This window comes from Synechococcus sp. A15-28, assembly GCF_014280175.1.
Lineage (GTDB): Bacteria > Cyanobacteriota > Cyanobacteriia > PCC-6307 > Cyanobiaceae > Parasynechococcus.
Map to the genome: position 1 here is coordinate 622,070 of NZ_CP047931.1, position 17,860 is coordinate 639,929.

At 63.2% G+C, this 17,860-nt stretch carries 22 protein-coding genes; 10 read left to right on the plus strand and 12 right to left on the minus strand.

Translation table 11 applies throughout. The annotated features are described in order from the left end of the window. Window positions 1-107 precede the first annotated feature (107 nt). The 5 genes from cysK to psbD all read right to left on the minus strand — a co-directional run bounded on the left by cysK (window position 108) and on the right by psbD (window position 6,383). Window positions 108-1,094: a cysteine synthase A gene (gene cysK, locus SynA1528_RS03260; protein ID WP_186587679.1), complete on the minus strand. Its 987-nt coding sequence runs from the start codon at window positions 1,092-1,094 to the stop codon at window positions 108-110. Window positions 1,095-1,196: 102 nt separating this feature from the next. Next, on the minus strand, window positions 1,197-2,648 hold the full coding sequence (locus SynA1528_RS03265) for a PLP-dependent transferase (RefSeq protein ID WP_186587680.1): 1,452 nt from the start codon (window positions 2,646-2,648) through the stop codon (window positions 1,197-1,199). Then, window positions 2,645-3,814 (minus strand): trans-sulfuration enzyme family protein, encoded by a 1,170-nt coding sequence (locus SynA1528_RS03270; RefSeq protein WP_286187883.1) that lies wholly within the window; start codon window positions 3,812-3,814, stop codon window positions 2,645-2,647. Before SynA1528_RS03270 ends, SynA1528_RS03265 begins: the two co-directional genes overlap by 4 nt. A 141-nt stretch (window positions 3,815-3,955) precedes the next feature. Next, window positions 3,956-5,344 (minus strand): photosystem II reaction center protein CP43, encoded by a 1,389-nt coding sequence (gene psbC, locus SynA1528_RS03275; protein WP_011127543.1) that lies wholly within the window; start codon window positions 5,342-5,344, stop codon window positions 3,956-3,958. Next, window positions 5,328-6,383 carry a photosystem II D2 protein (photosystem q(a) protein) gene (gene psbD, locus SynA1528_RS03280; RefSeq protein ID WP_011127544.1) on the minus strand — a complete coding sequence of 352 codons (1,056 nt, stop codon included), beginning with the start codon at window positions 6,381-6,383 and terminating at the stop codon, window positions 5,328-5,330. Before psbD ends, psbC begins: the two co-directional genes overlap by 17 nt. Window positions 6,384-6,572: 189 nt before the next feature. Between psbD and SynA1528_RS03285 the strand changes: the two genes are divergently transcribed. Both SynA1528_RS03285 and SynA1528_RS03290 read left to right on the plus strand, forming a co-directional pair. Further along, window positions 6,573-7,109, plus strand: a complete 537-nt coding sequence (locus SynA1528_RS03285) for a photosystem I assembly protein Ycf4 (RefSeq protein WP_186587681.1) — start codon at window positions 6,573-6,575, stop codon at window positions 7,107-7,109. A gap of 4 nt (window positions 7,110-7,113) precedes the next feature. Next, the gene (locus SynA1528_RS03290; RefSeq protein ID WP_186587682.1) at window positions 7,114-7,785 is read left to right on the plus strand and encodes a peptidylprolyl isomerase; all 672 of its coding nucleotides are present in this window, start codon (window positions 7,114-7,116) and stop codon (window positions 7,783-7,785) included. Between the two features lie 2 nt (window positions 7,786-7,787). Here the strand turns inward: SynA1528_RS03290 and ilvN are convergent, their stop codons facing one another. Together ilvN and SynA1528_RS03300 are read right to left on the minus strand one after the other, a co-directional pair. Then, complete coding sequence (gene ilvN, locus SynA1528_RS03295; protein WP_186587683.1) at window positions 7,788-8,318, minus strand: acetolactate synthase small subunit; 531 nt, start codon at window positions 8,316-8,318, stop codon at window positions 7,788-7,790. Window positions 8,319-8,343: 25 nt separating this feature from the next. Beyond that, the gene (locus SynA1528_RS03300) at window positions 8,344-9,255 is read right to left on the minus strand and encodes an alpha/beta fold hydrolase (RefSeq protein ID WP_186587684.1); all 912 of its coding nucleotides are present in this window, start codon (window positions 9,253-9,255) and stop codon (window positions 8,344-8,346) included. On the opposite strand from SynA1528_RS03300, the gene SynA1528_RS03305 reads away from it, so the two are divergent. Genes SynA1528_RS03305 through SynA1528_RS03325 form a run of 5 tightly spaced genes read left to right on the plus strand, consistent with a single transcriptional unit; the run spans window position 9,245 to window position 12,635 of the window. Beyond that, complete coding sequence (locus SynA1528_RS03305) at window positions 9,245-10,429, plus strand: N2,N2-dimethylguanosine tRNA methyltransferase (RefSeq protein ID WP_186587685.1); 1,185 nt, start codon at window positions 9,245-9,247, stop codon at window positions 10,427-10,429. The genes SynA1528_RS03300 and SynA1528_RS03305 overlap by 11 nt on opposite strands. Before the next feature lie 7 nt (window positions 10,430-10,436). Beyond that, window positions 10,437-10,535, plus strand: coding sequence for a cytochrome b6-f complex subunit PetM (gene petM / locus SynA1528_RS03310; RefSeq protein ID WP_011127550.1), 99 nt, complete (start codon window positions 10,437-10,439; stop codon window positions 10,533-10,535). Window positions 10,536-10,590: 55 nt separating this feature from the next. Next, window positions 10,591-11,553: an NAD(P)H-binding protein gene (locus SynA1528_RS03315; RefSeq protein ID WP_186587686.1), complete on the plus strand. Its 963-nt coding sequence runs from the start codon at window positions 10,591-10,593 to the stop codon at window positions 11,551-11,553. A gap of 54 nt (window positions 11,554-11,607) precedes the next feature. Beyond that, window positions 11,608-11,823 (plus strand): DUF8669 family protein, encoded by a 216-nt coding sequence (locus SynA1528_RS03320; RefSeq protein ID WP_186587687.1) that lies wholly within the window; start codon window positions 11,608-11,610, stop codon window positions 11,821-11,823. After that, window positions 11,823-12,635, plus strand: coding sequence for a methyltransferase domain-containing protein (locus SynA1528_RS03325; RefSeq protein ID WP_186587688.1), 813 nt, complete (start codon window positions 11,823-11,825; stop codon window positions 12,633-12,635). The genes SynA1528_RS03320 and SynA1528_RS03325 overlap by 1 nt, the downstream gene beginning before the upstream one ends. On the opposite strand, the gene SynA1528_RS03330 is transcribed toward SynA1528_RS03325, so the two are convergent. Next, window positions 12,577-13,230 (minus strand): pseudouridine synthase, encoded by a 654-nt coding sequence (locus SynA1528_RS03330; protein ID WP_286187884.1) that lies wholly within the window; start codon window positions 13,228-13,230, stop codon window positions 12,577-12,579. The genes SynA1528_RS03325 and SynA1528_RS03330 overlap by 59 nt on opposite strands. 191 nt (window positions 13,231-13,421) lie before the next feature. On the opposite strand from SynA1528_RS03330, the gene infA reads away from it, so the two are divergent. After that, window positions 13,422-13,691 carry a translation initiation factor IF-1 gene (gene infA / locus SynA1528_RS03335; RefSeq protein WP_006041809.1) on the plus strand — a complete coding sequence of 90 codons (270 nt, stop codon included), beginning with the start codon at window positions 13,422-13,424 and terminating at the stop codon, window positions 13,689-13,691. On the opposite strand, the gene trxB is transcribed toward infA, so the two are convergent. The 3 genes from trxB to SynA1528_RS03350 all read right to left on the minus strand — a co-directional run bounded on the left by trxB (window position 13,688) and on the right by SynA1528_RS03350 (window position 16,872). Then, window positions 13,688-15,058 carry a thioredoxin-disulfide reductase gene (trxB, locus tag SynA1528_RS03340; protein WP_186587690.1) on the minus strand — a complete coding sequence of 457 codons (1,371 nt, stop codon included), beginning with the start codon at window positions 15,056-15,058 and terminating at the stop codon, window positions 13,688-13,690. The two genes, infA and trxB, sit on opposite strands and share 4 nt — an antisense overlap. Window positions 15,059-15,186: 128 nt before the next feature. Continuing rightward, a complete protein-coding gene (locus SynA1528_RS03345; protein WP_186587691.1) occupies window positions 15,187-15,435 on the minus strand; it encodes a DUF8673 family protein in 249 nt (82 codons plus the stop codon). A 96-nt stretch (window positions 15,436-15,531) separates the two neighbouring features. Beyond that, complete coding sequence (locus SynA1528_RS03350; RefSeq protein WP_286187937.1) at window positions 15,532-16,872, minus strand: DEAD/DEAH box helicase; 1,341 nt, start codon at window positions 16,870-16,872, stop codon at window positions 15,532-15,534. Here SynA1528_RS03350 and SynA1528_RS13190 point away from each other — a divergent pair. Together SynA1528_RS13190 and SynA1528_RS03355 are read left to right on the plus strand one after the other, a co-directional pair. After that, complete coding sequence (locus SynA1528_RS13190; RefSeq protein ID WP_286187885.1) at window positions 16,765-17,001, plus strand: hypothetical protein; 237 nt, start codon at window positions 16,765-16,767, stop codon at window positions 16,999-17,001. The two genes, SynA1528_RS03350 and SynA1528_RS13190, sit on opposite strands and share 108 nt — an antisense overlap. Window positions 17,002-17,075: 74 nt before the next feature. Then, window positions 17,076-17,252, plus strand: a complete 177-nt coding sequence (locus SynA1528_RS03355; RefSeq protein WP_186587692.1) for a hypothetical protein — start codon at window positions 17,076-17,078, stop codon at window positions 17,250-17,252. Between the two features lie 2 nt (window positions 17,253-17,254). On the opposite strand, the gene SynA1528_RS03360 is transcribed toward SynA1528_RS03355, so the two are convergent. Continuing rightward, window positions 17,255-17,833: an EF-1 guanine nucleotide exchange domain-containing protein gene (locus tag SynA1528_RS03360; RefSeq protein WP_186588252.1), complete on the minus strand. Its 579-nt coding sequence runs from the start codon at window positions 17,831-17,833 to the stop codon at window positions 17,255-17,257. Window positions 17,834-17,860 lie beyond the last annotated feature (27 nt).

Below are 17,860 nucleotides of genomic sequence, written 5' to 3' on the forward strand. Positions count from 1 at the left end.
TGCGCTTTCTATTGTCACCGGCCCAAAAAAAACGTGTGTGAAGCCCGATGGTTTCACACACGCATGGATTAGAGCGTGAGCCGATGCATGGCCCCAGCGCTGTTGGTTCAGACCGCCACAGGCTGCTCGATGATGCCTGTGGGCACCTCGGCGAACATCACTGAAGAGAGATAGCGCTCGGCCAGGTCGGGCAGCACCACAACGATGGTCTTGCCGGCGTACTCATCCTTCTCCGCCAGACGAATGGCGGCAGCGGCGGCGGCACCACAGGAGATGCCCACCAGCAGACCTTCTTCTTTGGCCAGACGCAGGGCCATCTCCACGGATTCCTCGTTGGTGACCTGCTCCACCTTGTCTACCACTGACATGTCCAGGTTCTTGGGGATGAAGCCGGCGCCGATGCCCTGAATTTTGTGGGGGCCGGGCTTGAGGGCCTCGCCGTTCATAGTCTGGGTGATCACCGGGCTGTTGGTCGGTTCGACCGCCACGGATTCGATCGCCTTGCCGGCGTCGGTTTTGATGTATCGGGAGACGCCGGTGATGGTGCCGCCGGTACCGACGCCGGCCACCAGCACATCGATGGCGCCGTCGCAGTCGTTCCAGATCTCCGGGCCCGTGGTCTTGAAGTGGATCTCGGGGTTGGCGGGATTGTCGAACTGGCCAGGCATGAAGTACTTGGCCGGATCGCCGTCGGCGATCTCCTTGGCCTTGGCGATGGCGCCGGGCATGCCCTTGGCGGCCTCGGTGAGGATCAGTTCAGCGCCGAGAACGGCCATCATCCGGCGACGCTCGATCGACATCGATTCGGGCATCGTGAGGATCAGCTTGTAGCCACGGGCTGCAGCCGTGAAAGCCAGGGCGATGCCGGTGTTGCCGGAGGTGGGCTCAACGATCACCTTGTCCTTGGTGAGCTTGCCGCTTTTCTCGGCATCCCAGATCATGTTGGCGCCGATCCGGCACTTGACGCTGTAAGCGGGATTGCGTCCTTCCACCTTGGCCAGCACGGTGGCTTTGCAGTTCTTGGTGACGCTGTTGAGCTTCACCAGCGGGGTGTTGCCGATGGCGAGGCTGTTGTCGTCGTAGATGCGGGACATGAGGCTGCTGGCAGGTAAGAGGGCCCGAAGAAAACAAACTAGGCATCGGAATCCCTGTTCAGCGCTGTTGTTAAGGGCTTTTTCAGAGTCTCTGCTTTCTCTTCACGGTTTCAGTGCTTGTTCGAACCGTTGCCAGAGCTCGTCAGGATCTTCCAGACCGACGGAGACTCGCAGCAGATGGGCCGGCACGCCGCATTGGCCTGCCCAGTCCAGTTCGTCGTAATGGGCCAGCTGGGTGTACGGACAAGCCAGGGTGAAGTGGGTTCCCAGGCTTGGCCCCTTGCTCACCCGCAGGGCATCGAACACTTGTTGCGCCCTGGTGGCGTCGTTCAGCACAAAGGAGAGCAGGCAGCCGTGGCCGGCGTTGGGGCGCATCAGGGTCGTGAAATTGGCGCAGTCCTTTGGGTGCAGCACCTGGCGCACAGCCGGGTGCTGTTCCAGGTGTTGCGCCAGCTGCAGGCAGTGGCGATCCAGCAGCGGAACCCGTTGGCTCACGTCTCGACTCGCCTGCTCCAGGGCCATCGCATCACCATCCCCCAGGGGGGCTGGGGTTGAAATGACCGCCTGCAGGTCTGGGCTCCAGCGGGAGTGGGGGCTCACCAGCAGGCTGCCGCCCATCACATCCCCGCGGCCGGCGAAGCTTTTGGTGAGCGAGGTGAAGATCAGATCGACATAGGGCAGGGCATTGAGGTTGATGCCGGTGCCGATGGTGTCGTCCGCGATTACAGGAATCCCCCGGGAGTGGGCGATCTCGCTCACCATCGGCAGGTCCACACAGCGCAGCAGCGGATTGCTGGGCAGCTCCACGATCACCGCGGCGGGGTTGAGCCGGTCCAAGGTCGCTGCGATCTGCGCCTGGTCGCTGGTCTGCAACAGCTCACCGCCGTGGAACACCACCTGCGGTTGCTTGAGCACATCCACATAGGGAAAGCCGAGCTGCAGGGTGGGGCGCTGTGGACGCAGATGCTGAATGGCGGTCAGTGCGGCATGCAGGCCAGCCATCCCCGCCGGATGCAGGCTGATCCGCTGGGCCTCGATGCCGTGGATGGCACCCAGGCGCTGGCAGACAGCAGTTCTGGCGGCGTCCGCCTCCGCTGCTGAAGGGGCGGCCTCCAACCCCAGCGCCACCGCAGCCTGACGGGAGGAGGCGCCGAGACCGGTGTGCTGCCAGAAGGCCTTGGCATGGGGCGTGGCGCCGGCATCAGTGTGCAATGCCACCAAGGGGCCGAAGTTGGTCAGTTGGTTGTGGGCCTGCGGTGCCTTGCGTTGGCAGTGGGCCTGGGCGGCGCGGGCGGCGGCTTCTGTGGCGAAGGGCCAGGCGGTCAAACCATCCACGGCCATCCGGGCGGTCAGCGTCTGCAGCAGAGGGTGCAGCCCGAAGCGCGGGTAAATCGTCTGCAGTGCCTGGCGACAGGCGGGATCCTTTTCCTCATAGGCGATCACGTCCTGCCAGCGCGGCAACGCCATCGACACGGCGTGGGTGGTATCCGGCAGGGGATGGCCAAGATCTGAGCCCTGCCAGCAGGGATCGCTCAGCAGATCGCGGGGACTCACGCCAGCAGCTCCAGGGCCTGGTCCAGATCGGCCTGCAGATCGGCGAGGTCTTCGCAGCCTACCGAGAAGCGCACGAGTCCGTCGTCAATGCCCAGTCTGGCCTTCACCTCGGCCGACACTGCAGCGTGGGTCATGGTGGCGGGGTGGCAGATCAGGCTTTCAATGCCCCCAAGGCTCTCGGCCATGGTGAACCAGCGCAGTTGTTTGCAGAGGGCATAGGTCTGCTCCTGGCTGGCGTTGAAGCTCACCGTCACGATGGCCCCACCGGCGCGCATCTGACGGGTCGCCACCTGATGCTGAGGGTGATCACTGCGGTGGGGGTAACGCACCCAATTCACCTTGGCGTGCCCAGCCAGTTGATCGGCGAGGGCTGCGGCATTGGCCATCTGCTGCTTCAGCCGCAGCGGCAGGGTCTTGATGCCGCGGGTGATCAGCCAGCAATCAAAAGGGGAGGGCTGCAGGCCCAGGGCCTTCTGGGAGAACACCATCTTCTGGTGCCACTCGGGATCGTTGGTGCACACGGCTCCGCCGAGGGCATCGGAGTGGCCGTTGATGTATTTGGTGGTGCTGGTGAGCGAGAGGGTGGCGCCCAGATCCAGGGGGCGCTGCACCAGGGCGGTGGCGAAGGTGTTGTCCACCACCACGGGGATGCCGAGGGGTTGGCTGATGGCACAGACCGCCTCCAGGTCGATCACCTTGAGCAGGGGGTTGGTGGGACTCTCCAGCCAAACCATCGCCGGCTTCTGGTCTTGGATCTCCTTCAGTGCTGCGGCCTGGGTGAAGTCCACCCAGGCGGTGCGCAGGCCGAACTTGGCGAACACCTGCTCGAACAGCCGCACGGTGCAGCCGTAGAGGTTTTCCTCACACAGCACCAGATCACCCTGCTTCAGCTGCGACACCACAGCGGTGATGGCGCTGACGCCGGAGGCGAAGACGGTGGCGTGGGCGCAGCCTTCCACCGAGGCAAGCACCCCATCGAGGATGCGGAAGTTGGGGTTGCCCGAGCGGGTGTAATCAAACCCGCCGGCGTTGCCATGGGCAAAGGTGCTGGTCGGAAAGATCGGCGGCATCACCGTGCCGGTGTCCCCCGCAAAGCTGTCGCCGTGGTGGATCACCCGGGTGTTCAAGCCTTCGTTGTCGCCTTCCTTCAATGCCACTGGAGCCACCAGTACAGGCTAAGAAATCAAGGTCGGCACGATTTAGTGAATAAATCAACTCAAAATAATTACGATTTCGTGCCAACAAAAAAGCTCCCGCCGAAAGGCGGAAGCTTGAGGACTATCGATCGGTTGAAAAAAACCGTTGGATCAGTCGAGGTCGGGCATGCCGAGCACAGGCTCAGCCTTGCGGTCGATGCCTTTCTCGAAGCCAGCAGCAGCAGCGCGAGCGCGGCCGGCGTGCCAGAGGTGACCAACCAGGAAGAAGAAGGCGAGCACGAACTGCGTTGCACCCAGCCACTGGCGGAGGTTCACGTAGTTCACCGAGTTGGGCTCGGTGATGATGCCGCCAACGGAGTTGATCGAGGCGTTGGGAGCGTGGGTCATGTACTCAGCCGCACGGCGCACCTGCCAGGGCTGAATGTCGTTCTGCAGCTTGTCGAGGCTGAGACCGTTGGGGCCACGCAGGGGCTCCAGCCAGGGACCACGGAAGTCCCAGAAGCGCATGGTTTCACCACCGAAGATGATTTCGCCAGTGGGTGAACGCATCAGGTACTTACCCAGGCCGGTGGGGCCCATGGCGGAACCGATGTTGGCGCCAAGGCGCTGGTCGCGCACTAGGAAGGTGAAACTCTGAGCCTGGGATGCCTCAGCGTTGGTGGGGCCCCAGAACTCGGAGGGATAGGCGGTGTTGTTGAACCAGATGTAGGCCGAGGCGATGAAGCTCATGAAGCTCAGGGCGCCGAGGCTGTAGCTCAGGTAGGCCTCACCGTTCCAGATGAAGGCGCGACGCACCCAGCCGAAGGGTTTGGTGATGGCGTGCCAGATGCCACCGAAGATCAGGGTCAGGCCCAACCAGATGTGGCCACCGATGATGTCCTCCATGGAGTTCACACCGATGATCCAGCCTTCGCCACCGAAGGGGGCGCGGGTCAGGTAACCGAAGATCACGCCCGGATCCAGGGTTGGGTTGGTGATCATGCGGACGTCACCGCCGCCGGGGGCCCAGGTGTCGTAGACGCCGCCGAAGAACATGGCCTTGAAGACCAGCAGCAGGCAGCCGACGCCGAGCAGGATCAGGTGATAACCAATGATATTGGTCATCTGGTTCTTGTCGCGCCAGTCTTGGGAGAAGAAGGAGGAATAGTTCTCCAGGATCTCCGGACCGCGCAGGGCGTGGTACAGACCGCCAAGGCCGAGAACGGCCGAGCTGATCAGGTGCAGAACACCGACCACGAAGAAGGGGAAGAGATCAGTGACCTCACCGCCGGGGCCCACGCCGTAGCCAAGGGTGGCGACGTGGGGCATGCAGATGAAGCCCTGTTCATACATGGGCTTGTCGAAGGTGAAGTGGCTCACCTCGAACAGCATCATGGCGCCGGCCCAAAACACCATCAGGCCAGCGTGCGCCACGTGGGCGCCCAGCAGACGGCCGGACAGGTTGATCAGACGGGCGTTGCCGGACCACCAGGCATAGCCGGTGGAGTCAAGGTCTTTGCCGCCAGTGGCGCCAAGACCGGGATTAGAGAGCGTTACCACGGGGCAGAACCTCTTCAGGGAAGACGAAGTTTTCGTGCGGCTGGTCAGCCGGTGCCATCCAGGCACGCAGTCCTTCATTAAGAAGGATGTTCTTGGTGTAGAAGGTCTCGAATTCGGGATCTTCTGCAGCGCGGATTTCCTGTGACACGAAGTCATAGGCGCGCAGGTTGAGGGCCAGGCCGATGATGCCGATGGAGCTGGTCCACAGGCCCATCACAGGAACGAACAGCATGAAGAAGTGCAGCCAGCGCTTGTTGGAGAAGGCGATACCGAAGATCTGACTCCAGAAGCGGTTGGCGGTGACCATGGAATAGGTCTCTTCTTCCTGCGTGGGCTCGAACGCCTTGAAGGTGTTGGCCTGCTCGCCGTCCTCAAACAGGGTGTTTTCCACGGTGGCGCCGTGAATGGCGCAGAGGAGTGCACCGCCGAGGATGCCGGCGACGCCCATCATGTGGAAGGGGTTCAGGGTCCAGTTATGGAAGCCCTGGAGGAAGAGAAGGAAGCGGAAGATCGCAGCCACACCGAAGGAGGGCGCGAAGAACCAGCTGCTCTGGCCGAGGGGGTACATCAGAAAGACACTGACGAACACCGCGATCGGACCGGAGAAGGCGATGGCGTTGTAAGGGCGGATGCCGACCAGACGGGCGATTTCGAACTGACGCAGCATGAAGCCGATCAGCGCGAAGGCGCCGTGCAGGGCCACGAAGGCCCAGAGGCCGCCGAGCTGACACCAGCGAACGAAGTCACCCTGGGCTTCAGGGCCCCAGAGCAGCAGGAGGCTGTGACCCATCGCATCAGCGGGGGTGGACACAGCGGCGGTGAGGAAGTTGCAACCTTCCAGGTACGAGGAGGCGATGCCGTGGGTGTACCAGGAGGTGACAAAGGTGGTGCCTGTGAGCCAGCCACCGATGGCCAGATAGGCCGTGGGGAAGAGAAGAATGCCGGACCAGCCGACAAAAACGAAGCGGTCGCGCTTGAGCCAGTCATCGAGGATGTCAAACCATCCCCGCTGAGGCGCGCGTCCTACAGCGATCGTCATGAGAGGTGAACGGTGCGGTGAACCGCAGGCTGTGGGATACGCCAGCGACCTTAACAATCTCAGCTGGTGTCGCGGGGGCTGTTTGCATCAGCTGAAATCCCTTGTATCGCATTGTTTCTTAGGGATTTCTTCGGGTTGCCCGGAGTGACGTCATCTGCATACACAATGGGCAGCACTTTCGGGTCTCCCATGTCCGCAGAAGTGCTCGAGCAGCCGGTGCTCGGCTCCAGGCGTTTGTCGAACTACTTGGTCGCTGCTGCCGTCAGCATCGGCGGCATCGGTTTCCTGCTGGCATCACTCTCCAGTTATCTGGGCCGTGATCTGCTGCCCATCGGCCACCCTGCGGCGTTGATTTTCGTGCCTCAGGGTCTGGTGATGGGGCTTTACAGCATCGCTGCAGCGTTGCTGGCCACGTACCTCTGGTACGTGATCGCTGTGAACGTCGGCGGCGGCAGCAACCGCTTCGACAAGGCCGCCGGGGTGGTCACCGTCAGCCGCCGTGGCTTTCGCCAGCCGGTTCTGGTGGAGATTCCTATGAAGGACGTGAAGGCCGTGAAGGTGGAGGTCCGTGATGGCTTCAATGCCCGGCGCCGGGTGGCCCTGCGCATCCAGGGCCGGCGAGACCTGCCGCTGACCCGTGTGGGTGAGCCGCTGCCCCTGGCCCAACTGGAGCAGGACGGTGCCGAATTGGCCCGTTTCCTCGGCGTCAACCTCGAAGGTCTCTGAACCCATGCGTCGTTTTGTTCTCTGGTCCCTGCTGCTGTTGCTGCCCCTGATGGTGAGCTGCAGCCCTTCACCGAGAGCGGAGGTGTCCCGTGGTTGCGCTGATGCGGATGCCGCCTGCCTGCAAGGAAAGGCCACCGTGCTGATGAGCACCAGTCGTGGTGACATCACCATCGAGGTGGATGGTGATGCCGCCCCGCTCACGGCCGGCAACTTCGTTGATCTGGTGCGTCGCGGGACCTACGACGGCACCATGTTCCACCGCGTGGTTCGCGAGCCTGTTCCTTTCGTGGTCCAGGGGGGTGATCCCCAGTCCAGCGATCGCTCCGTTCCCCTCAGTCAGCTGGGAACCGGCAGCTTTGTGGATCCCTCCAACGGTCTGGCGCGGATGATTCCGTTGGAGCTGAGTTTCGAGGGCGAAGACGCACCGCGCTACAGCCGGGTCAGCAGCAACCCCAGCGAACTCCAGAACCTGGTCTTGACACATGAGCGTGGCGCCGTGGCCATGGCCCGTTCCCAGGCGCCTGATTCCGCCAGTGCGCAGTTCTACATCGCCCTGCGTCCGCTGCCGGAGCTGGATGGCCGTTACGCCGTCTTTGGTCGGGTGGCGAAAGGTCTGGAGCTGGTGGACATGATCGAGCAGGGGGATCGCATTGAAACGGCTCGCCTGAGCGACTGAGCTCAGGCCGGCACCCGGTTTTCGCTGGGGGACACCTTCAGCAGCTCGGTGTTCACTCCCGACGCCCTCTCCAGGGCCACCTTGCCGGTGCGGGCAATTTCCAGGATCCCGAAGGGCGCCATCAGGCGCTCCAGGGCCACCAGTTTTCCGGGATCCCCCACCACTTCCAGGGTGAGGGCTTCGTTGGCCACATCCACCACCTTGGCCCTGAACACCTGCACCAGGTCGAAGACCGCGCTCCGTGTCTCGGCAGGGGCGGACACCTTCAGCAGCATCAGTTCCCGCTCCACGGCAGGCCGTTGCGTCAGGTCGAGCACCTGAAGCACGTTCACCAGCTTGTCCAGCTGTTTGGTCATTTGCTGGAGGGTCTGGTCATCTCCCTCCACCACCATGGTGAGGCGCGATTGGCGTTCGGCCTCGGCAGGACCCACCGCCAGGCTGTCGATGTTGAAGCCGCGGCGGGCGAACAGTCCGGCGATCCGACTGAGGGCGCCGGATTCGTCCTCCACCAGCACCGAAAGGGTGTGTTTCATCGCTGCTGGTCGTTCCCGGCCGATCTCACACACCCAAGTTACGGTCCAGCCACGGCAGGACCAGGGCAACGAACTGTTCCGGACGTTCGTCATGGGGGCAGTGGCCGCAGGCATCGATCACCTGCAGTTCGGTGTTGGGTCGGCAGGCGTGGATCTGTCGGGTCACGCTCAGGGGCACAAATCGATCCTGCTGTCCCCAGATCAACAGCAATGGACATTTCAATTGCTTCAGCAGGGCCGGGGCCGTTGCCCCCCGCGGTCGCAGGGCCATGCCCATGCTCATCGCCCGAAGAGCGCGGGCAGCAGTCGGGCGGCGCGCTGGTCGGGCAATCAGCTGCAGCAGCTCCCGATCCGAAGCGATCGATTGGTGGTAAGCCCCCTGGAGGCCCGATCTGAGCAGACCTGAGCGGGCGATCAGGGGCACCAGCAGCTCGAGGGGCAGCAGCCTCAGAACCAATCCCACGAGGCGCCGTTGCCAACGGCGTCGCCAGGGCGTTCGTCGTGATGGGATCGGTTGGATCAGGGCTGGGTCCGGCAGCGGTGCGGCCACCACAGCGCGGATCAGTTCCGGTTGGAGCACGGCGGCGGTCAGGGCCGTCAGGGCCCCCAGGGAATTGCCCAGCAGTACGGCAGGTCGCTGCACCACCTGTTCGATAAAGGCGTTCACCTGTCGTCCCCAGAGGCGGTTGTCCATGGGGATCGTCGGCTGGTCGGAGGCTCCGAATCCCAGCAGATCCAGGCTGAACACGCGCCAGCCTTCTTTTGCCAGTCGTGGAGCCGTCTTGCGCCAGTGGCCACTGGCAGCTCCGAATCCATGCAGCAGAACTATCGCCGGACCATGCTCTGGGCCCAGGATTCTCCAGTGGCACGACCAGCCCTTCCAACGCCAGAGGGCCTGGTCACCCCAGTCGGCAGTCTGGTGAGCAGTGGTGGTCAAAGCACTGGTCGATCCGGAACCTCACTATCGCGAGGGGGCAGCCGAGCTGCTGCTCGGTGACGGCTTCTTCCGCCGCGACTCTCGGCCGGCCCGGGATTGTTCGGTGCTGCTGGCCTGGCATCAGGCCAGGACGACAACCCGCGAACAACCCCTCCAGTGGCTTGATCTGATGGCCGGATGCGGCATCCGTGCGCTGCGCTGGGGGCTGGAGGCTGGCGCAGCCTGTTCGATGCCCCCGGAGATCGTGGTGAACGATGCCGATGGCGATCGGCGGTCCCTGCTGGAGCACAACCTCCGGCCGTTGGCAGCGGCGACCTGCAGCAACGTCCCCGCCGAGCGACTGTTGTGCCAGGCCCAGCTGGAGGGGCATCGCTTTGATCTGATTGATCTGGATGCCTTCGGCCAGCCGGGTGCCCTGCTCCAGCCAGCCCTGCAGGTGCTTGCGCCGGAGGGAATTCTTGTTCTGGCCAGTACGGATGGTCGTTCTCCCACCGGCCATGACCGTTGCGGCGCGATCCGCAGTTTCGGAGCAGCCGCGCGGGCCCATCCCGCCAGCTGGGAGCTGGCGCTGCGCCAACAGCTGGGGTTACTGGCACGACAGGCCTGGTTGCTGGGCCGCGGAATCCAACCGTTGTTGAATTTCAGCGACGGTCGCACCTTTCGTCTGGCGATCCGTCTGGCCCGGCAGCTTCAACCCGGTGAGGAAGCGCAACTGGGTCTGCTGGCCCGTTGCGGAACCTGTGGTGCCCAGCAGAGCCAGTCCCTGCTGCGTCTGCGTAACTGGCCGGCCTGTCACTGCCCAGCGGAGCAGGGGCGCTGGGCCATCAGTGGCCCGCTCTGGCTGGGACCGTTGCAGGAGATCGAGATCCTGAAGGAACTGAGTGGCAGTCCTGTGCCGCTGGCCCCGGCCACGCGGCGATTGTTGCAGCGACTCCAGGCCGACCCGGGGGGGCTGGTGCAGGTCTGGTCGACCGCCGAGCTGGCCCGCCGTTGCGGATCAGGCCCACCACCGCTGCAACGCCTCGTTGATGCCCTTCGCAGCCGTGGACACCAGGCCTGGCCCAGTGGCGTGATGGCTGGTCAGGTGCGCACCGATGCCGATCTTCCCGAGCTGTTACAGATCTGCGCCACTGTTCAGGGGGAAGGGCTTTTAATGGACCAACGAACGACCTGACAACACCATGGCTTCGGAGATTTTCGGCACTGCCGCCATTTTCTGGGTGCTGATCCCCGTGGGTCTGGCTGGTGGCGCCCTTCTCCTCAAGCTTCAGGGGGACTGATCCCCCTCTTGTCACGCGAGCCACTTAGGCTCCACGACTTCTAAGCGAGGGCCCCATGCAGGTTCTGGTGTTGGGTGGCACGGGCACCCTTGGACGACAGATAGCCCGCCGTGCCCTTGACGCCGGACATGACGTGCGCTGCATGGTTCGGACCCCTAGAAAGGCGTCCTTTTTGCAGGAGTGGGGTTGCGAGTTGACCCGCGGTGACCTGCTGGAGCCCGACAGCCTCGATTACGCCCTGGATGATGTCGATGCTGTGATCGATGCCTCCACCAGTCGCCCCACCGATCCCCACAGCGTCTACGAGACCGACTGGGACGGAAAGTTAAATCTGCTGCGGGCCTGCGAGCGTGCTGAGGTCAAACGTTTCGTCTTTCTTTCCCTGCTCGGTGCCCATCGGCATCGCTCGGTGCCGCTGATGGACATCAAGGCCTGCACCGAGAACCTGCTGGAGTCGTCTGATTTCGACTACACGATCCTGCAGGGCGCAGCCTTCATGCAGGGGGTGATCAGTCAGTTCGCCATTCCTGTGCTGGAGAGTCAGACCGTCTGGGTCAGTGGCAGTCCGACGGCAATCGCTTACATGAACTCCCAGGACATGGCCCGGTTCGCCGTGGCCGCCCTGGAGCGTCAGGAAACCATTCGCGGCACCTACCCGGTGGTGGGGCCGAAGCCATGGAACACCGGTGAACTGGTTCAGCTCTGTGAGCGCTGCAGTGGCAAGACCGCCCGGGTGTTCCGTGTTCAGCCGTTCTTGATCAAGCTGATGCAGGGCGTGGCCTCGTTCTTTGAACCAGCGGTGAACGTGGCGGAGCGCCTCTCTTTCGCAGAGGTGACGGGTGGCGGCCAGGCCCTGGACGCCCCGATGGAGACCAGCTACGCCGCCTTCGGTCTTGAGCCCACGGAGACCACCGAGATGGAGAGTTACATCAGCGAGTACTACGACACGATCCTGAAACGGCTGCGGGAGATGGAGGCCGATCTGGACAAGGACGCCAAGAAAAAGCTGCCGTTCTGAGCCGCTTGTGTTTGCTTAGTTCTTTTGTACTATTGAGGGGTCAGGGCTGGTTCGATGGCAGTTGCTCAGTTGAAGAATCTGCAGCGTCGGCTGCAGTTGCTCACCGATGAAGCGGAGCAGGGCTTGACCCGTTCCTGCGGTCATGAGCTGTGGAAGAGCGTCGGCCCTGATGCAATCGACGGGCTCGAAGACCCCGCCCGCCGTGCGGAGGCCAACTACTGGTACGGCCAGTGGAACGTCGTCCGTGAACTTCAGGAGGCCTTCGGCTGATGGCGGAGTCCTGCTGCTCGTCTTCAGAACCAGTGGATCAGTCCGAAGCCGTGGATGCCCGCTACGGCGCGGCTGCCCACGAGCGTGAGGCTTGCCTGTGCACGCCGGTTGGGTTCGATCCGGCACTGCTTCAGGTGATTCCCGATGCGGTGGTGGAACGTGACTACGGGTGCGGCGATCCCACCCGCTGGGTTCGCCCGGGTGATCGCGTGCTGGATCTGGGCAGTGGTAGCGGCAAGAACGCCTTCATCTGCTCCCAGGTCGTTGGAGCGGACGGGGCTGTGCTGGGGGTTGATCGCAATCCCGACATGCTGAGCCTCTCGCGTCAGGCGGCGCCGGCGGTGGCCGAGGCCATCGGCTACGGCAATGTCCGTTTTGTTGAGGGCGCCATCGAAGCGCTGGATGAGCAGGACGACGCTGCTGAACCGCTGGTGCCGGACGCCAGCATCGATGTGGTGCTCAGCAACTGTGTGCTCAACCTGGTGAATCCGTCCTCTCGGCAGCGGCTCCTGGCCAACATCCGCCGGGTGCTGGCCCCGGGAGGCCGTGTCGCCATCAGCGACATCGTCTGCGACAAGCCGGTGCCGATGCATCTCCAGCAGGATCCGGACCTGTGGAGTGGCTGCATCAGTGGTGCCTGGCAGGAAGACGAGTTTCTGGCGGATTTCCGTCAGCTGGGTCTGGAGCAGGTGTCTTTTGCCGATCGCAGTGAACAGCCCTGGCGAACGGTGGAGGGCATTGAATTTCGTGCTGTCACCCTCGTCGGTCAGCTCCCCGGCGCGCCATCCGGCTCCGGGGCCGGCTGCTGCTGAGCAGGCGGTTCAGCCGGCCCTGTTCAGCGTTGGTGACCGGCCGCCAGCGTCCAGCTGGTAGATCCTTCAGATCAAGTTCAGCCTTTCCGTCCATCAGGTCGATGCGACAGCGGACCAACCTCAGGGTTGGCAGGCCCACGGCGGCAGTCATGCGGCGCACCTGGCGGTTGCGGCCTTCCCTCAGGGACAGCTCAAGCCAACTGGTGGGAATGGTGGCGCGAACCCGAATCGGAGGATCCCGTTCTGGAAGGTCTGGCATCTCCTCTCCCTGCAGCCAGCGAACCCGTGCCGGCATGGTTCGCTTGCGTTGAATCTCAATCCCCTCCCGCAACCGATTCAACTGCGCATCGTCCGGTTGTCCCTCCACCTGGACCCAGTAGCTGCGCCAGTGGCCGAAACGCGGATCGGTGAGGCGTTGCTGAAGGCGACCCTGATCAGTCAGCAACAGAAGACCTTCGCTGTCTGCGTCCAATCGTCCTGCGGCATAAACCTCAGGCACATTGATGAACTCAGCCAGACAACGCCAGCGGCTAGCTGCCTCAGGGGTGAACTGACTGAGGACGCCGTAGGGCTTGTTGAACAGCAGGGTGGTCAACCGGCGTTTTCGCGGGCCCTCCACAGATTGACAACGCCAATCGAGATCAGCAGCAGGCCCAGGTCCATGGTGATCGGAGGCAGCAGCACGGCAGGGCAGGCAGAACCCGCGGAGCCTAGAAGCACAAGAGGCAGAAGCGGGCTTGAAGGTGCCCTTTTAAAGTGGCTGTACTTCAGATAAGCCAGCGGCGCATGATCGAAACCTCGGGCGTGATCGAGAAGGAACAGGGAAATGGGTTCTATCTGGTCACCCTTGAGCAGCCTGCTGGTCACCAATGCCTGTGCCGGGCCGCCGGAAAACTCACCAAGTTCCGCATCAAGCTGCTCGCCGGCGACAAGGTTCTGGTGGAGATCAGCCCCTACGACCTCACCCGCGGCCGCATCACCTACCGGGAACGCAATGCAGGTGCCCCTGGTGGCCGCCCGGGTGGCAACCGACCAGGGGGACCGCGTCGTCGTTAAGCAGCAAGGGACTCAATCGCAGCCTTGAATTCGCTGCGGGGCTTCACGCCCCGCCACTGCTTCACCATAGCTTTGTTGTGGAACAGCTGCACCGTCGGCGTTCCACTCACTCCCGCCTGCTCGGCAATGGCCTGATCGGCTTCGATGTCGATCACAACAGCCTGGGCATCACCGTCGAGCTCGGTGATCACACGCTGCAGCTGTGGCTTGAGCACGTGGCACGGACCGCAGGTGGGTGAGGTGTAAACCACCAGCAGCGGCTTGTCGCTGTCGTGATAAAGCTTGCGGAGGGCGAAGCTGCCTTTTTGCCACAGCCCCTGGGGGTCGTAGCTCTCCTCGGTTGTGACGGCCACATTCACGGGTTGTTCTGCCTGGGCCGGCTCCACGGATGCTCTGGCGACGCGGGTGGCCAGGTTGTGGTGGCTGAGCCAGCGCTCCGCTGCCAGGGCCGCTTTGCAGCCGCTGCCGGCGGCAGTGATGCCTTGCCTCCATTCGGCGTCGGCCACGTCGCCGGCTGAAAACACCCCGTCCACGGAGGTTTCCGGGCGCCCTGAGTCGGTGACCAGGTAACCCTTCCCATCCAACTCGATCTGACCCTTGAGCAGATCGGTGTTCGGAGTGTGGCCAATGGCATAGAACAGGCCTCGCACCGCGAGGGAGCGGGTCTCTCCGGTCACCCGGTCCCGAAGAGTGAGGGATTCCATCCACTCTCCGCCTGCCACATCTTCGATCTCACTGTTCCAGTGCACCGTGATGGCTGGATTGGCCATCACGCGATCGGCCATGGCGGCGCTCGCTCGGAATTGGTCGGATCGGACGATCAGATGGACGTGGCTGCCGTACTTGGTGAGATAGACCGCTTCCTCGCAAGCGGAATCACCACCCCCAACTACCGCCAGTTCCTCATTGCGGAACTGCGGGGTGGCCCCATCGCAGATCGCGCAGGCACTAATGCCACTGCTCCAATAGCGCTCCTCTGTGGGCAGGCCAAGCCGGTTCGCACTGGCACCGGTGGCGATGACCACGGCATGGGCCTGGATCGTCTCTCCGTCAGCTTCGATGCGGAAGGGGCGCTGGTTCAGGTCAATCCGGTCTGCATCGGCTTCGATCAGGTGGGTGCCCCAGCGCACGGCCTGGGCTTTCATCAGGTCCATCAGGTCTGGACCGAGGATTCCATCGGGGAACCCCGGAAAGTTCTCCACGTGGGTGGTGGTCATCAATTGGCCGCCAGGGATGCCTCCCCGCTGGAACCCTGTGATCAGGAGCGGCTGCAGGTTGGCCCGTGCGGCGTAGATGGCAGCGGTGTAGCCGGCAGGCCCTGAGCCAACGATGACGAGATTTTCAACGTGCCCGGAAGCGTCGGACATTCACTAACGCGGAATGACTATGAGTTGAGTTTACGGCTGGCGTTGATGGCGCCGAGGGCGGAGAACCGGGCTGTCGCGGCGGGAATCTGTTCACTCGAAACGGTATTAGCGGCTATTTAATAAATTCTTCAGATTTCAATTTGAAAATCGCTTGACAGGCGGTCTTGCATTCTTCCGCCCTTGCTTGGGTTGCGAGGAACCGCCAGAACGCTGGCCTCGAGCATGGCCTCGTTTTCGCCCATGCAGGTGATCCATTCGCGGAATTCTTCGGTGACCGCATAACTGTCTTCATAGCGCTCCTCCTTGTCCAGGACAGCGATTCGGGTGGAGGCCCAGCCGGTGGCAACGCAGACTCGACGTTCCATTGCAGCGTCCATGGATGCCCCTTAACGAAGAACAGAATGCAGGATCAAGGTCCCGGATCGGGACTTGATTTCGCAGAAATTCGCATTTTTCTCTGCTGAAAGATGTCGTCAACGCTGCAAAAAAGAAGGCAGTTGCGGCGTTTTCAGGCGAATCATGGCCCCCGCTCCGTCGTTGACTGCCTCCAGCGGCAGGCTGGGGCCTCGTCCAGGACCAGGGGAATCGCTCAGGGGGGCCTCGTGGCTGTTATGCGAGCCCAGCACATAGGGCTCTGCCACGGACCAGGAGCGGGCGTAGCCCATCAGCAGAGGGTCCGCAGGGGCCACCACGTAGGAGGGGTTGCGGGGAACAGGCTCGTGTTCCGCCAGCTCCGGGGTCATGCGGACGGCCCGGGTGATGCCTTGGAGAAAGCGGCTGCGGGTGACCACCGTCGTCAGATAAGCCACCACCCTGAGGCGGGGGGCGTCAAATCCCTCGGCGCACATGTCGATGCTCACCAGCCAGTCCGCTGCGCCGGACTGAAAATCATCGAGACGAGATGCGGCATCAGGGTCCTGGGAATGGACCAGATCCACCCTGTAGCCATCGTCCTTGAGAAGGGTGGCGATGGCTGAGGCATGGTCGATGTCGCGGGCGATCACCAGTCCCGCGGCATTGGGTTGCTGCTGGCGAACCCTGGAGAGTCGTCGCTGGGCCTGCAGAATCACCTGCTGACCGATACAGCTGCTGTCCGCCAGTCGGATGGCGCGGCGCAGATTGCGGGCGCGCCAGCTCTCGCGCTGCTCCTGGGAGAGGGGGGAGACATCACGATCGGGGCGGCCCTCCTGGCTGTGCTCCACCCAGCCGTCCTGAAAGTGGAATTCCAGGGGGCGCACGTCTCCTGCGGCGATCAGTTCCCGCGGTTCCACGCAGAGATCAGGCTGGATCTGCTCCACCAGCTCACCGTTCTGCACCGTGCGGATGCGGCGTGCTGCGCAGAAGCCGAGGTTGTCGGCGCGAAACGGGGTACCCGTCAATCCCAGGCGCAGGCGGCAGTGGGATGTCTGCTCCTCAAAGCTCAGGCTCCAGGCTGCTGCTCCAGGCTCGTCGGGATCCAACCCGAGGTGGTGGGCTTCGTCCGCAATGGCCAGCTGGCTTGAGCTGGGCCAGGGGCGGAGTGCTGCCGCAAGCTGCTGCGGCTGACGACCGGCGGATTGATACGTCAGCAGCAGGCCATCCGCCTGGCTCAGCCTCCCTGGCTCGCAGGGCCAGCTGACCAGGCTGAGCCCCAACCGTGCAGCGGCCCGTTGCCATTGCTCCAGGATCGAGGTGCGGTGGCAGAACACCAGGAAGTGCTGCAGCCGTTGTTCCCGACGCATGCTGCGAAAGGCCAGCAGCGCCCCAAGGGTCTTTCCAGCACCGGGGCCTGCGAAGACGAGGACGTCCTGTTCACCGGCCGCTTCACCATCCAGACGACGACGCAGCAGCTGGATCAGATGGGTTTGCCACTGCCTTGGTTGGATCGCGGGCCCGGATCCAGAAGGCTCAACGTCAAAGCTGATATGAGCGATGGTGTGCGGGGGAAAGATGAGTCTTTTTAACCATTTCGAACCACTTCGGCATCTCTAGGTTCCGGCCATCAGCGTCTGTTCCGGATCACCAGCCGACTCCTGCCATGGCCAAGGGCCGCCCATCACCTGAGCCCCTCGAGCAGTTGCGCCGTCAGCTCGAGCTCTGCTGGCAGGACGACTGTGACATCGACCATCTGATCCTGCGGGCCCGTCAGCTGCGTCGTTGGGGACGCTGGCGGCAGGCCCATGCTCTGGAGCAGGAAGTGTTGCCGATCGTCTGAAGTCAGAGCGCTTCGGCGTGGTTCACCACCAGGCGTTCCACTTCCATCAGGGCTTCTTCCGCTGCCGTGTGAGCCGCATCGAAGTTTCCTTGGGCTGACTCCAGCAATTGATGGGCCAGGCGATCCAGCAGCTCCTGTCGCTTCTCCGCGAGCATCGCCACGATCTCGTTCTCTACCAGGGTGCGCACCGCCTGGATGCGCAGATCATCTTCGCTGGCTTCAGCGAAGGTGCCTTGCACCAGTTCCTGGACGAACAGACGGTGCACCTCACTGCTGCGCAGGAAGCTCTCCGTGGCATTAATGATGCCGTCCACCAGCGTGCGATCCGGTTCTGATTCGCGCTCGTTGAGCTTGAACTCCCAGTCGAGATGGCGGCGCTGCCATCCCGCAGCATGCAGGCTCGGCATCACGCTCTGGGAAAAGCTGTCGACGGAGATCTCATAGATCCGCTCCGCCAGCCGCTCGCACCAGTCGCGTCCGTGCTCCTCAAGGGTGGACTGCATGGTCCGACGTTCCACGGAATGACCGCCGTGGTGGCTGTGGCAGACGCCGTCGGGACACTCGATTGCGCTGAGACCCATGGAGAACACAAGATTCATCTGTCCCAT

Bases quoted from the DNA above. Each gene is read 5' to 3' on its own strand.
- cysK (WP_186587679.1), bottom strand. From the start codon at position 1,094: ATGTCCCGCATCTACGACGACAACAGCCTCGCCATCGGCAACACCCCG.
- psbD (WP_011127544.1), bottom strand. From the start codon at position 6,383: ATGACGATCGCTGTAGGACGCGCGCCTCAGCGGGGATGGTTTGACATC.
- SynA1528_RS03285 (WP_186587681.1), top strand. From the start codon at position 6,573: ATGTCCGCAGAAGTGCTCGAGCAGCCGGTGCTCGGCTCCAGGCGTTTG.
- SynA1528_RS03290 (WP_186587682.1), top strand. From the start codon at position 7,114: ATGCGTCGTTTTGTTCTCTGGTCCCTGCTGCTGTTGCTGCCCCTGATG.
- ilvN (WP_186587683.1), bottom strand. From the start codon at position 8,318: ATGAAACACACCCTTTCGGTGCTGGTGGAGGACGAATCCGGCGCCCTC.
- petM (WP_011127550.1), top strand. From the start codon at position 10,437: ATGGCTTCGGAGATTTTCGGCACTGCCGCCATTTTCTGGGTGCTGATC.
- SynA1528_RS03315 (WP_186587686.1), top strand. From the start codon at position 10,591: ATGCAGGTTCTGGTGTTGGGTGGCACGGGCACCCTTGGACGACAGATA.
- SynA1528_RS03320 (WP_186587687.1), top strand. From the start codon at position 11,608: ATGGCAGTTGCTCAGTTGAAGAATCTGCAGCGTCGGCTGCAGTTGCTC.
- SynA1528_RS03325 (WP_186587688.1), top strand. From the start codon at position 11,823: ATGGCGGAGTCCTGCTGCTCGTCTTCAGAACCAGTGGATCAGTCCGAA.
- infA (WP_006041809.1), top strand. From the start codon at position 13,422: ATGATCGAAACCTCGGGCGTGATCGAGAAGGAACAGGGAAATGGGTTC.
- trxB (WP_186587690.1), bottom strand. From the start codon at position 15,058: ATGTCCGACGCTTCCGGGCACGTTGAAAATCTCGTCATCGTTGGCTCA.
- SynA1528_RS03345 (WP_186587691.1), bottom strand. From the start codon at position 15,435: ATGGACGCTGCAATGGAACGTCGAGTCTGCGTTGCCACCGGCTGGGCC.
- SynA1528_RS03355 (WP_186587692.1), top strand. From the start codon at position 17,076: ATGGCCAAGGGCCGCCCATCACCTGAGCCCCTCGAGCAGTTGCGCCGT.
- SynA1528_RS03360 (WP_186588252.1), bottom strand. From the start codon at position 17,833: ATGGGTCTCAGCGCAATCGAGTGTCCCGACGGCGTCTGCCACAGCCAC.